This is a genomic window from Neobacillus sp. SAB-20_R2A (assembly GCF_049568635.1).
GTDB lineage: Bacteria > Bacillota > Bacilli > Bacillales > Cytobacillaceae > Neobacillus > Neobacillus citreus.
On record NZ_CP145895.1, the window covers coordinates 3824018 to 3837758 of the forward strand.

General features: G+C 40.4%; 11 protein-coding genes. 1 reads left to right on the top strand and 10 read right to left on the bottom strand.

What is annotated here, in order from left to right; translation table 11 throughout:
* Positions 1-16: 16 nt before the first annotated feature.
* The 8 genes from ilvD to V5M37_RS18560 form a co-directional block, all read right to left on the bottom strand.
* On the bottom strand, positions 17-1696 hold the full coding sequence (ilvD, locus tag V5M37_RS18525; RefSeq protein WP_423798634.1) for a dihydroxy-acid dehydratase: 1680 nt from the start codon (positions 1694-1696) through the stop codon (positions 17-19).
* A gap of 45 nt (positions 1697-1741) precedes the next feature.
* The gene (locus V5M37_RS18530) at positions 1742-2731 is read right to left on the bottom strand and encodes a 2-hydroxyacid dehydrogenase (RefSeq protein ID WP_423798635.1); all 990 of its coding nucleotides are present in this window, start codon (positions 2729-2731) and stop codon (positions 1742-1744) included.
* Between the two features lie 138 nt (positions 2732-2869).
* The gene (locus V5M37_RS18535) at positions 2870-4246 is read right to left on the bottom strand and encodes an FAD-binding oxidoreductase (protein WP_423798636.1); all 1377 of its coding nucleotides are present in this window, start codon (positions 4244-4246) and stop codon (positions 2870-2872) included.
* A 23-nt stretch (positions 4247-4269) separates the two neighbouring features.
* Positions 4270-5052, bottom strand: coding sequence for a 2-keto-4-pentenoate hydratase (locus V5M37_RS18540; RefSeq protein WP_423798637.1), 783 nt, complete (start codon positions 5050-5052; stop codon positions 4270-4272).
* Between the two features lie 21 nt (positions 5053-5073).
* Positions 5074-6051, bottom strand: a complete 978-nt coding sequence (locus V5M37_RS18545; RefSeq protein ID WP_423798638.1) for an alpha-ketoacid dehydrogenase subunit beta — start codon at positions 6049-6051, stop codon at positions 5074-5076.
* The gene (pdhA, locus tag V5M37_RS18550) at positions 6044-7141 is read right to left on the bottom strand and encodes a pyruvate dehydrogenase (acetyl-transferring) E1 component subunit alpha (protein ID WP_423798639.1); all 1098 of its coding nucleotides are present in this window, start codon (positions 7139-7141) and stop codon (positions 6044-6046) included. The genes V5M37_RS18545 and pdhA overlap by 8 nt, the downstream gene beginning before the upstream one ends.
* Before the next feature lie 19 nt (positions 7142-7160).
* Positions 7161-8573, bottom strand: a complete 1413-nt coding sequence (gene lpdA / locus V5M37_RS18555; RefSeq protein ID WP_423798640.1) for a dihydrolipoyl dehydrogenase — start codon at positions 8571-8573, stop codon at positions 7161-7163.
* Complete coding sequence (locus V5M37_RS18560) at positions 8574-9812, bottom strand: dihydrolipoamide acetyltransferase family protein (RefSeq protein ID WP_423798641.1); 1239 nt, start codon at positions 9810-9812, stop codon at positions 8574-8576.
* A gap of 239 nt (positions 9813-10051) precedes the next feature.
* Between V5M37_RS18560 and V5M37_RS18565 the strand changes: the two genes are divergently transcribed.
* Positions 10052-11116, top strand: a complete 1065-nt coding sequence (locus V5M37_RS18565; RefSeq protein WP_423798642.1) for a sulfite oxidase — start codon at positions 10052-10054, stop codon at positions 11114-11116.
* 54 nt (positions 11117-11170) lie between these two features.
* Here V5M37_RS18565 and V5M37_RS18570 read toward each other — a convergent pair whose 3' ends face one another.
* The gene (locus V5M37_RS18570) at positions 11171-12460 is read right to left on the bottom strand and encodes a M20 family metallo-hydrolase (RefSeq protein ID WP_423798643.1); all 1290 of its coding nucleotides are present in this window, start codon (positions 12458-12460) and stop codon (positions 11171-11173) included.
* A 164-nt stretch (positions 12461-12624) separates the two neighbouring features.
* Entirely contained in the window at positions 12625-13551 is a 927-nt protein-coding gene (locus V5M37_RS18575; RefSeq protein WP_423798644.1) for a DMT family transporter, read from the bottom strand.
* Between the last annotated feature and the right edge of the window lie 190 nt (positions 13552-13741).

Below are 13741 nucleotides of genomic sequence, written 5' to 3' on the forward strand. Positions count from 1 at the left end.
TTTTTTATTCAAATAACTATCTCAATACCGCTCCAGTGTTCGCCGAAGTTACATTCCGTGAATATCGATGTAAAAATCCACGTTTGATTTTCGGTTCAAAACCACCCCATGCCGAACGGCGTTGGTTCATTTCCACTTCAGAAATTTTCACTTCAATAATGTTTTGGTCAATGTCCACTACAATTTGGTCCCCTTCTTTTACAAAAGCAAGAGGGCCTCCTTCTGCTGCTTCAGGAGAAATATGTCCAACACAAAAGCCACGCGTAGCTCCTGAAAAACGTCCATCCGTAATCAAAGCTACCTTCGTTCCAAGTCCCATCCCAACAATTCTTGATGTTGGCATTAACATTTCTGGCATGCCTGGCCCGCCCTTCGGACCTTCATACCGAATAATTACAACGTCACCTTCCTTCACCCTTCCAGAATTAATACCTTCTAGCGCGTCGTCCTCACTATTAAAGATGACAGCTGGACCTTCATGCCTTCTTAATCTCGGATCGACTGCGCCACTTTTGATGACTGCTCCATCCGGAGCTAAATTTCCATAGAGTATAGACAGACCACCCGTTTTGGTATAAGGATTTTCAATGGAACGAATAACCTCACAATTCTCAATAACCGAACCTGAGATATTTTCTCCAAGCGTTTTTCCAGTTACTGTTAATGTATCTAAGTTTAAAACTCCTTCCAAACGACTTAACTCATTCAAAATAGCTGAAATCCCACCTGCTTCATGCACATCCTCAACATGAAAATCAGATGCGGGTGAAACTTTACAAATATAAGGTACTTTCCTTGAGAGCTCATTGATTCTTTCTAATGAGTACTCAAGGCCAGCCTCATGAGCAATCGCCAGCATATGCAACACTGTATTGGTTGAACCACCCATTGCCATGTCAAGAATCATACCGTTATCAACAGCCTCAAGCGTCAACAAATCCCGAGGTTTAATATCCCTTTCAATCAATGGCATAATTTGTCGTGCAGCATTCTTTACCAATTCTCTTCTTTCCTCTGAAATGGCCAATGAAGTCCCATTTCCCGGTAATGCTAAACCAATTGCTTCTGCTAAACAGTTCATAGAATTAGCCGTAAACATTCCTGAGCAAGAACCACATGTCGGACAGGCCAATTTCTCCAATTCCTCTAGTCCTGCTAAATCTAACTTCCCTTTCATATATGCTCCAATACCCTCGATGACTTGAACACCCGAGATTGATCTTCCATCACGAGTTTTTCCTGCTTTCATCGGACCGCCTGAAACCATGATGGTCGGAATATTTACGCGCATAGCCCCCATCATCATACCCGGGGTTATTTTGTCACAGTTGGGTATACAAATGAGGCCATCAAACCAATGTGCAGAAACAACAGTTTCAATAGAATCTGCAATAATTTCACGGCTTGGCAATGAATATCTCATTCCGATATGCCCCATAGCAATTCCGTCATCTACACCAATTGTGTTAAATTCAAACGGTATCCCACCCGCTTCAATTACGGCCTCCTTTACTAATTTTCCAAATTCTTGGAGATGAACGTGTCCAGGGACAATATCAATATAGGAATTGGCAATCGCTATAAATGGTTTATCTAAATCAGAGTCCTGTTTTATTAAACCAGTTGCTCTCAATAAACTTCTGCTTGCAGCACGGTCAATCCCTCGTTTGATCATGTCACTTCTCATCGGTTTCATTTAACCACCTCATTTGTGATGTTCTTTTTCAACACCGTCCATATTTTAACGATTGCATCTTTTCCTTATAGCCTCCTCGTTAATCAAGTTTTGCGGTCTTTGTCCAGCTAACCCTTGAATTAAGTTGGCTGCTGCAAGTTTCATCATATTAAGCCGAGTTTTCTTAGTAGCACCGCCCACATGCGGCAGAGTCACGACATTTGAAAATGTTAACAATGGATTATTAGGTTCCACTGGTTCTTGTTCAAAGACATCCAGCCCCGCGGCTGCAATCCACTTATTTTGAAGCGCTGTAATGAGATCCTTTTCACTTACTGTTTTCCCGCGGGACACATTGATAAAAATGGCCGTGTTTTTCATAAGCTTAAATTCTCTCATTCCGAGAAGATATTCTGTTTCGCTGGTGAGAGGTGTCATAAGACATACAAAATCAGATTTTGCTAATAAGTCATCGAGGCTGCAGTAATGGCATCCAAATTTCTCTTCAGATTCTATATTTCTGTTGCGATTATGATAGAGAATGTTCATATCAAAGCCGAGATGAGCCCGCTTCGCAATTGCCGTCCCAATTCGCCCCATACCGATAATCCCTAAAGTCTTTCCATATACATCAACACCGAACCATTTGTCCTCAACTAATCCATGCCATTGACCAGATTTAACATATTGATCCAACTCTGGAATACGTCTAGCAGTAGCTAGCAGTAATGCCATTGCGGCATCAGCAGTGGTATCATTCAACACTTCAGGTGTATTGGTCGCCATAATTCCACGTCTAGTCATCTCAGCAATGTCAAAATTGTCATATCCAACGGATACATTACTTACAATTTTCAACTGGGGTGCTTGATCTAAAAGTTTTTCATCCACCTTTAATCCCATGGAAAATATCCCTTTGGCATCCGACAAATGTATGGTAAGGGCCGGATATGAATATTTGTCTAATTTCTCAAATAAGACCAACTCAAAATTTCTTTGCAATACCTCCAATATTTCATCATAAATTTTTCCGGTCACAAGCACTTTTGGTTTCATTATCGACCCCTTCTATTCATTGTTTTTTATACCTTCAATTAAATGACTTCTAAAATTTTGAATATTCAGTCTCGTGACCATATAAAGAAATGGGTATTATTTTTATAGTAAACGTTTTCAAAAAATAGATTGAAAATGTTAACTGAAAATTTTTCCCGGATTTAGAATTCCTTTAGGATCTAGTACTTTTTTGATATTTTTCATAATCTCTAAACCCTCTCCATGCTCCCGACGCTGATATTTCATTTTACCTAAGCCTACACCATGCTCACCCGTACATGTTCCACCTTGGATAAGAGCAAAATCAACAATTTGTTCATTCACCCAGTTAGCTCTTTCCATATCGATAGGGTTTTTCGGGTCAAGGATTAATCCTGCATGGAAATTTCCGTCACCAATGTGACCAACCACCGTTCCAGTTAAACCTGATTGTTCTATAAAATCGCGACTTTTCTCAATTGCATCCCCCAATTTTGATAATGGAACACATACATCTGTGTTCATCATTTTCTTCCCCGGGTTACTATGAAGGTATGCATAGAATAAATTGTGCCTTGCATCCCATAAACGTAATCTTCCATTTGAATCTGATTCAAATTCAAATTGTTGGCATCCATAGCCTAAAAACATCTCTTTTGTAATGTGAACATCATTTTCGACACTGACTTTTGAACCGTGGAATTCCAAGAACAATGTAACCTGTTCTTTATAGTTGCTTCCAGTTGCAATATTGATTTGTTTCATTGAACGGTCATCCACTAATTCAACTCTAGCAATTGGCACCCCAATCCTTAATAGGGAAACAGCCGCTTCACAAGCCTGCCTGACTGAAGGAAATACTGCTCTTGCAGCCATTATTGTTTCTGATATGCCAAATACCTGAAGTGTTAATTCTGTGAAAACACCTAAAGTTCCCTCTGAACCTACAAACAGTTCTGTTAGATGATAACCAGAGGAAGACTTTTTCGCCTTTCCTCCTGTATCAATGACCTTTCCATCCGCCAAAACTACTTTAAGATTTCTAACATTTTCCTTCATAGTTCCATATCGTACAGCAGTTGTACCACTTGCATTAGTTGCAGCCATCCCTCCTAAACTTGCATCGGCTCCTGGATCTACAGAGAAGAATAATCCATATTTACCAAGCTCTTTATTCAATTGTTTTCTAGTTACTCCAGGCTCCACTCTTACTAATAAGTCATGTGGATTTATCTCTATGATTTTGTTCATAAGCTGAAAGTCAATAGAGATTCCTCCTTTTAGCGGAATCACCTGGCCTTCTAATCCGGAACCAATTCCAAATGGGACAATGGGAATTTCATTTTGATTCGCAAATCGGACAATTTTTACAATCTCATCCGTGTTTTTTGGAAATACAACAATATCCGGACGGCAAGCAGGATGAAATGACTCATCTTTGCTATGATTCTCTAAGATTGTTTCATTCGTGCTCAAACGATCTTCTGGCACAAATTGTTTTAATTCCTTAAAAAGATAAATACCCATCACCTTCATTCAAATACAATCTATTTACTTTGTTACTCTACATTTAATGTTAATTCACCAACTAAATCATAAACCACACGATATACACCTTTTTTCAGTATTTTAGGATTGGTAAAGGTTCCAGATGATACAATCATTCCTCTTTTTAAATACTTTCCTTTTTGTGCTAGTTTACCAGACAACCAACATACAGCATTAACTGGATTCCCCATGACATCTGATGAATACCCTTCATCTAATATTTCATCATTAAAATAGAGTGTTGATTTGATATTTTTCCAATCAATAGAATCTGGTATATCAATGGCTTCACCAGGTAAAATGAAACCTGCAAAGGTATTATCGGCAATTGTATCCCCTACGGTATGACCCTTTGAGGGTGGAAACCAATTCGCATATCTCCCCATTGGTATTTCGAGTCCAGCTGCCAGCTTTGATTTTTGGATAATTTCATCAGAACTTGCGCCTAAGGATAAGTCTTCAGTTAAGACAAAGATTAGTTCCGGCTCAAGCAAATATTGATAGTTTGAATTCATTTGAATCGTACCATTTGCTAGACTGGAGCTGGTAAAAGTTCCATAGGCCGGTTCAATCGATTTACCAAGTTTTCTCATTTCTTCGCTAGTCATACTGATTTTATATCCAAGTATTTCTTCATGGTTATCCTGTATTTTAAGGTTTGTTACCATCTCTTGGATTTTGTAAGCTGACTTTTCGTCTATTAAAATACCTCGATTACTTAATAACTCTACATTCTTTTTTTCTTTATGAGCAGTATAAAACTCCAATGCCAGATCTTTCATGTTTATATTCACCTTTCACCCCTCCTTCCCCTTTTAATAGGATAGTAGCTTTTCAACTCCATTTTTTACACGGTGTTCATTTGGCAGCCAATCATCTTCCACTGTTTGGACAGGATATGGTGTATCATAACCTGTCACTCTTACAACCGGTGCAGCAAGTGAATATAAGGTTTCCTCACTAATTAACGCAATGATTTCTGCCCCGACACCACCCGTTTTGACTGCTTCATGCACAATCATCAAGCGTCCCGTTTTCTCAACGGACTCTTTAATGGTGTCAATATCGAGAGGACTAATCGTTCTTAAATCGATTACCTCTAAATTTACACCCTTTGATTGGTAATCTTCGGCCACTTTCTTAACCATTGGTACTGTTCCGCCATAAGTGACAATAGTAGCATCCTCCCCTTCCTTTAAAACAGCTGCTTTTCCAATCGGTACCTCGTATACATCTTCCGGAACCTCATCGCGAAAAGCCCGATACAACTTCATGGGTTCAAAGAATAAAACAGGGTTCTCATCACGGATGGCTGAGATAAGAAGGCCTTTAGCATCATAGGGATTAGACGGTATAACAACCTTTAATCCTGGTGTATGGAGGAAAAGCGCTTCCAAACTATCGGAATGCAATTCGGGGGACCTAACATTTCCGCTGAAAGGGCTGCGGATGACCATCGGGACCGTGAATCTTCCTCCAGAGCGGAATCTCATTCTTGCTGCTTGTGCACAGATTTGATCCATTGTTTCGTAAATAAAGCCCAGAAATTGTACTTCGGCAACAGGGCGCAGTCCATTAACTGCTAATCCAACAGAGGAGCCAATTATGCCTGACTCTGCAAGTGGTGTGTCAAATACACGGTTTGCTCCAAATTGATCTTGAAGGCCATCAGTTGCACGAAAGACGCCACCATTGACACCCACATCTTCCCCAAGAATAATTACACGTTCATCTCTCTCCATTTCTTGTGCCATTGCCTGTCTGATTGCTTCAATCATGGTCAATTTAGGCATGATGGTCCCTCCTGATACCTTGAATACTGTTTTTTAGTTCTTCTTTTTGCTTTTGTAATTCTGGATGAGGTTGATCATAGACATAGTCAAACACTTCGTAGGAAGGTGGAGGAGACAGCTTTTCAAATTCTTCTATAACGGCTTCCACCTCTTCCTCAAACTGAGAAATAAGTTCTTGAATTCCCTGATCCGTTAATAATCCACGTTTTTTAAGGAATTTCTCAAACCGGGCAATAGGATCCCTTTGGTTAACCCATAGTTCTACTTCTTCCCTCTTACGATACTTTGTCCAGTCATCTGCGGTTGTGTGTGAACCTTGACGATAGGTCACGGCTTCAATTAATGTTGGTCCTTCGCCCCTTCTTGCTCGTTCTACGGCTTCTTTTGTCACTTTATAGCAGGCTAACACATCATTTCCATCCACTCGAACTCCGGTCATTCCATATGCAACCGCTTTTTGAGATATCGTTTCACTAGCCATTTGTTTTTCCAATGGTACACTTATAGCCCACTGATTGTTCTGGCAAAAAAACACTACTGGTACCTTCATGACCGATGCAAAGTTCAGGCCTTCATGAAAATCACCTTGTGAAGTTGCACCATCACCAAAATAGCAGGCAGTGACACTGTTCTCTGCCTTTAGTTTAGAAGCCCATGCAATTCCCACAGCCTGTGGAATCTGCCCGGCAATAATGACTTGAATCGGCATAAGATTCATATTTTGAGGGGGTCTATTTCCTCCAAAATGACCTTTTAAATACATTAGAAAATTTTTCAAATCTAAACCATGTATCATGGAAACAACGGCTTCACGGTAGCTTGGGACAATCCAATCATGTTTTTCTAGTGTTAATGCACTTCCAACCTGTGCTGCTTCCTGCCCTCTATAGGAACCATAAGTCCCGATTCGTCCTTGCCTTTGTAAATTCAAAAATTTCTTATCAATTACTTTTCCTCTCAACATAAAGTGATACATCTTTTTTAAAAGATCATTATCAATTTTTAGTTCCTTTAAACTCGCTTCATCCGCCTCTCCCTTTTCATTCAAAAGCTGTATCATATTTGTTTTCATTCCTAACGTATTCCTCATCTTTTCCTCCCCTTTATTTTTAGATATTTACCAGGTGGATTGCCTTTTTGAGAAGTGCTTCTGATGCTTCAAGTAGCCCTTCCGTCAGAGTTGGATGCGGATGGATGGTTAAGCAAATGTCCTCTACCTTTGCGCCCATTTCAATGGCAAGTGCGGCTTCTCCAATCAGATTAGAAACTTGATATCCAATCATTTGAACACCGATTACTCTTTCGTTCAGATCCGCAATAATTTTGACATACCCTTCCGTTTCATCCGAACTGAGCGCCTTACCATTGACGGCAAACGGAAACTTTCCAACCTTGACTTCATAGCCTTGTTCTTTTGCTTCCTGCTCATTAAGTCCCACACAGGCAATTTCTGGGTCCGAGAAAATAACCAATGGGATTGCCACATTATCCTTGATACTATCTATGCCAGCAATCACTTCTGCTGCTATTTTCCCTTCAAATGAGGCCTTATGGGCCAATGCCGGGCCTGTTGTTATATCTCCAATTGCGTAAATATTCTGAACATTAGTTTTGCACTGGTAGTCCGTTTCAATCAAACCTGTACCTGTCATCTTCACACCGATTTTTTCTAAGCCAATTTTCCTTGTATTCGGCGTTCGACCTGCTGTTACAAGGCAATAATCGGCTGAAAGAACCACTTCTTTATCATCGATTTGGACCGTTACGAAAACTCCTTCCTTTGCCTCTTCACTCTGCCTTACTACCGATTTCGTATGAATCGTGACTCCCATTCTTTTCAGGTTTCTCTTAATGTGATCCACCATACCTTTATCAAAATTAGGCAAAATATTCGTAGCAGCTTCCAGGATGGTGACCTGCGAGCCTAACTTCGCAAAAGCAGTTCCCAGTTCGATTCCAATGTATCCTCCGCCGACAATAATTAACTTCTTTGGAATGTCGGTAAGCTCTAAAGCTTCTGATGATGATAAAATTCTTTCACCGAAAGGGAGTGCAGGGAGTTCCATCGGAGAAGAACCTGTAGCAAGAACGCAATTTTGAAAATGATAGCGTTGTGAACCGTGTTCTGTCATGATGCGGACTTCTTGATTGTCTGTGAAAACAGCTTCTCCATATATTGTTTTCACCTTGTTCTTTTCACATAAAGAGGCGACACCATTTGAAAGCTTTGAAATTACATTAGTTCTTTTCCAATTCTGGAACCTTTGGAAATTAAGACTGACTTTCTGAACCTCTATACCTCGCTCTGCTAATTTATTTAATTTATAGTAATGGTCTGCTTCTGTAATTAAAGCTTTGGAAGGAATACAGCCTTCGTTCAGACAAACACCGCCAAGTGCCTTTTTTTCTACTAAGATTACCTCTTTCCCTAATTGTGCCGCTCGTATTGCAGCTGTATATCCCCCAGGTCCGCCCCCAATAACAAGAACCTCAGTTTGGTACAAAAAGTCCCCAACAACCATCTACCTTACCTCCAAAAGCAAACTTTCCGGATTTTCTAATATTTCTGCGACGGAATTCAAGAACTTTCCAGAGTCTTCACCATCAATTACGCGATGATCAAATGACAGCGAGTTGCCCATTATAGACCGAATTGCGATTTCCCCATCAACCACCGCTGGTTTTTCTTTTATAGCATGAACCCCTAAAATCGCCACCTCTGGGTAATTAATGATTGGCGTCGCAAACACTCCACCAATTTTGCCTGTACTGCTAATGGTAAAAGTACCATCTTGTAAACTTTTGGCATCAATCTTTCGTTGGCGGGTTTTCTCTGTTAGGTTTTCTAATTCGAGTGCAATTTCAAGGATTGACTTTTGATCTGCATTTTTGATAACAGGCACAATCAAGCCATCCTTTGTAGCTGTAGCAATCCCTATGTTGTAGTATTTTTTTAAAATGATTTTCCCCCTCTCTTCATCAAGACTCGCATTAAGATAAGGAACTTTTATTAGGCTTTTGGTAACAGCCTTGATAATAAAAGGTAAAAAGGTTAATTTACATCCATGTCTTTCTGCATAAGGCAAAAGATCTTTTCGCAGCTCTACCAATCTCGTAACATCTACTTCTCCCATCCCAGTCGCATGAGGGATAGTGTAGACTGATTTAACCATGTTTTCGCTAATTTTCCTGCGTATTCCAACGAATGGAACCTCTTCTATATTTTTTTCTGGTATTTTTTTTTCATAATTGACAGCTTTTTGTTCCTCTTTCATTGGTGATTTAACTGATATACCTTTAGATTCACTAAAATTCCTTACATCCTCTTCGAGAACTCTACCACCAGGTCCTGTGCCATTTACCTTTTCAAGATTAACACCTAGATCCCTGGCTAATTTACGGATAGTAGGAGCAGCTAATGCCCTTGTTGGGGGTTTCCCATTTATAAGGGAAACATTTTCATTTTTTGAGTTTAATAAAACCAAACTTGATTGAAATTTGTTATTGTCAATATTAGAGGTGTCTATTTGCTCGATCGTAACTAGAACCTCTCCTACTCGAATAAGCGAGCCCTCTTCTCCGGCAAGAGACACAACCTTTCCACCAACTGGTGATGGGATTTCCACAACAGATTTATCAGTTTGAACCTCAACAATAGGTTCATCAGCTTTAATTAGTTTTTCAGGCTGAACGAGCCAGCGGACGATTTCTGCCTCATGTAGGCCTTCACCAACATCCGGAAATCTAAATTGATACATCATATATAATTCCACCTACCTATTTCTTTTTTCTCAAATGTTGATATTTGATATCTGATATATCAGATTTACGTTTGCTAAATCTATATTCTTTTTTTCTCAAAAAAATACTTACTTTTAAATAAAAAATAATACGTGTATTTTTTTGACTAGAATCGTATGGAAAATGTATAAGTGATAGATATGGAGCATAATGTCCAAAGGAAAACTTTTTAAAGTAGATTAGAATGGGGGAGTATGTTTTGTTACAAAGTGATAAATTCAAGAAAATAAAGCCTCACTTAATAACAAGAAGTTTAAAGCCCGAAAATCAGGAAACACCGATTCATTTTCTTGAAAATAGACAAACACCAAGCGCTTTAACATATCGGAGAAATCACTTCAACTATCCCCCATTTACCAACCAATCTTACAATCTCACCATTACTGGTTCAGTGAAAACACCCATTACCTTTCATTACAATCAAATCATTTCATTACCTTCACGTATAGTGACCTCCGTGCTGGAGTGTTCCGGTAATAAGCGGTCCTATTTCGAACCAAAAGTTTATGGTGAACAATGGAAGGATGGGGCCATTAGCCAGGGGACATGGACGGGTGTGCCTCTTTCCTATCTTTTTTCTAAAACTGGAATAAAGACCGGGGCAAGCGAAGTAGTTTTTCAAGGAGAGGATTTTGGAGTAAAGAAAGGTAAGCACGTACATTTTGAAAGAAGTTTGCCACTCGAAAAGGCTTTGGCTGGTGACGTCGTTGTCGTTTGGGCACATAATCAAAAGCCGATTAGCCCGAAACATGGATTTCCGTTTCGATTAATCGTTCCCGGCTGGTACGGAATGGCGTCAGTAAAGTGGCTAAAAACCATTCGTGTAGTGGACCATCCTTTTTCCGGGCCCTTCCAGACAGATGATTATGTCTATTATCCTCATAAAAACAATAATGAAGAGGCCGTCCCTGTGACAGTGAGCCATGTGAATTCGATTATTCAGCAGCCGCTTGACCGGCAAATCTTACAGCCTGGCCAGCATGAAATAAAGGGGCTCGCTTGGACTGGCGAAGGTGTGGTTATATCCGTAGAGGTTAGTGTGGATGATGGCGGAACATGGAAGCCGGCCACTCTCCATGGTCAACCTCGGCAATTTCAATGGATAAAGTGGTCATATTCTATTGTATTTGAAAAAAACCGTGAATACTCCATCAAGGTCCGTGCCTATGATTCAAACGGCCATTTGCAGCCCGATACCGCTTTCTGGAACCGGAAGGGATATGGGTACAATGCGGTGTCACAGATTAAAATTAAGGTAGAATAGTGATGCGTGGGGACGGTTCTTTTGCTTCAGAAGCAGAAGAACCGTCCCCGCGTCTCAAACCATCAAGCTTTCCACAAAGCTTTTTAAAACATGAACCGATGTCACGCAATCGTTTAAGGAGGACCATTCTTTTGGATTGTGGCTGATTCCGTCTTTGCTTCTTACAAAAATCATGCCGACTGGAATCTCCTCTCCTACAATCATTGAATCATGACCGGCACCACTAGGTAATCTCATTGGCTCAATTAGATTTTCTTGAAATGCTTTTTCCAGCTTCTTTCGAATGCTTTCATCAATTGGTACAGGCTTAACAGAGGTATTCACCTTAATCGATACCTCAATCCCTCGTGTTTCAGCAATGGATTTTGCTTTTTCAATAACAAGTGAGACGAGTTCATCACGGGTATTCTCATAAATATCCCGGATATCAGCAAACAAGGAGACCTCTCCTGGGATGACGTTTACCCCATTTGGATGAACAGAAAGCTTACCAACCGTTGCAACGGCAGTAGAGCTTACTTTTTCAGGGAATGTCTCCACCGCAACCACGAATTCACCTGCAGCAACTAGCGCATCCTTTCGGTCATCCATCGGTGTATTTCCGGCGTGCCCTGCCTTTCCTGAAAAAATAATTTCCAGCCAGCATGGCCCCGCTATTCCGCTGACAATGCCGACAGGGAGCCCTGCCTTTTCAAGCCGCTTTCCCTGTTCAATATGTACCTCAACAAATAATCCAATGTCCTTCTTGTGACTGGAAGCCTTTTTCAATTCGTCGAGACTAGTCCCATATTTTTCAAGGACTTCTTCAAATGAATCCCCATTAAAATCAGTCAATTGAAGCTGTTTTTCGATATCAAGCGTTCCCATCAAACTCATGCTTCCTGTTAAACTGCCATTAAACCGAGCTCCCTCTTCATCCGAAAAAATGACAACCTCAAATGGACGTTGCGGGCGATGCCCCGTTTCTTTCCATGCCTCGACTACCTCAAGGGCGGCCAATACACCAAGCGGGCCGTCAAAATTCCCTCCATTTGGGACACTATCGACATGGGAACCTGAAGCAATCGCTGGCAGGGCATCATCTAATCCCGCCAATCTTCCGAATACATTCCCTGCACCATCTTCCCATACCTTTAAGCCAGCCTCTTGCATCCATGTTTTCACCAATTCTTTAGCTTGCTTTTCCTCTGCTGAAAAACCGGGACGATTCACTCCGCCTTCAGGGGTAGCACCGATTTCGGAAAGCTTGGCCAATCTTTTCGCCAGACGGTCTCCGTCTATTCCGGAGTGATTGAGTGAGGGTTCAAAATCTTCTTTGAGTTTTGTTAAAAAGTTTTCTGTCAACATAGCTTACCTCCGTTCTTATATTTTCTATTTTATTAAATTATTCCTATGTAATAAATGGAAATGCTGATTAACTTTATTTACTACGCGGAATTTCTAGGACTCTACCTTTTCAGGTACAAAAAGAGCAGTGATTCATAATATTCACCGCCCTTTTAAATATATTAGATGCTTTTCTTATGTTCAACGGCCATGATCGGTTTGAAACTAGGCATGTTGGCGATATAAACCCCCAGCAGCACTAAGATTCCCCCTAAAATTTGCGACAGCATAATCCGGTTCCCTAATATGAAATGTGAAGCAAGAATAGCGACAAACGGCTGGATGTTCATGAACATGGAAGCAGTTCCTGCTCCAACCTTAGCCACCCCGCTGTTCCACCAAAAGCCGGCCATTCCTTGGGCAAATATCGCCGCAAAAATCAACAACGCCCACATGAAAACAGAATGACTGATGGCAGTCCCGCTCACCATTCCTTCCACCCCAGCAGCAGGAATCATCAGAACACTACCTAAAACGGTCGCGTAAACCGTAACCACAAAAGATGGCATGGTATGGGACAAGCCCCTGATAAATAAAATACTGATCGACAAACACAGCATTGCTATAAAAATATTAAAATCTCCCCAAGAAATTCCTAATGACCCTCCGGCCACCCCAATAATAGAAAACACACCAATTAAACTAATCATTGCACCTAGAGCTTTCTTAACGGTTAATTTTACTTTAAAAATGAGCCTTTCGAGCAGGATCGTTGCAATCGGTGCCAGCGAAATGATTAATGACGCATTAGCCGGCGTAGTATGTTTCAGGCCGGTAAAATAAAACGTTTGGTTCAGCAGCGTCCCAAAAATTCCGACACCAACAAGATATCTCCATTCGGAGATTGTTGGGCGCTTAATTCCCTTATAAAAGAGCGCAACTATAATCATAAAAAGCGATGTTATACAAATCCGGACAGTTGATAAGAAAACAGGGGAAAACCCTTGAAGTAAATAAGCACTGATGGGATAATTACAGCCCCAAAAGACAGAGACTAAAAACAAGCAGATAAAAGCTTTATTTTGGCCGACATTCATAAGGATGTACACGAACCTTTCCAATTTACTATAATCATGTTATCCATTATAGCATGGTGTTTCGTGACACGAAACGTATTTTTATTGCTAGAATTCTATATTTTTACATTTAAAAAAGGGAATCTTACCGTAAGTAAAATTCCCAACTGTATTATCTTAGTTTTTATGGATTTCTTTTTTAGCCTACAAATATGTCCTGCTA

Coding starts and splice junctions, on each gene's coding strand:
- ilvD (WP_423798634.1), bottom strand. CDS start 1,696: ATGAAACCGATGAGAAGTGACATGATCAAACGAGGGATTGACCGTGCT.
- V5M37_RS18530 (WP_423798635.1), bottom strand. CDS start 2,731: ATGAAACCAAAAGTGCTTGTGACCGGAAAAATTTATGATGAAATATTG.
- V5M37_RS18535 (WP_423798636.1), bottom strand. CDS start 4,246: ATGAAGGTGATGGGTATTTATCTTTTTAAGGAATTAAAACAATTTGTG.
- V5M37_RS18545 (WP_423798638.1), bottom strand. CDS start 6,051: ATGCCTAAATTGACCATGATTGAAGCAATCAGACAGGCAATGGCACAA.
- pdhA (WP_423798639.1), bottom strand. CDS start 7,141: ATGAGGAATACGTTAGGAATGAAAACAAATATGATACAGCTTTTGAAT.
- lpdA (WP_423798640.1), bottom strand. CDS start 8,573: ATGGTTGTTGGGGACTTTTTGTACCAAACTGAGGTTCTTGTTATTGGG.
- V5M37_RS18560 (WP_423798641.1), bottom strand. CDS start 9,812: ATGATGTATCAATTTAGATTTCCGGATGTTGGTGAAGGCCTACATGAG.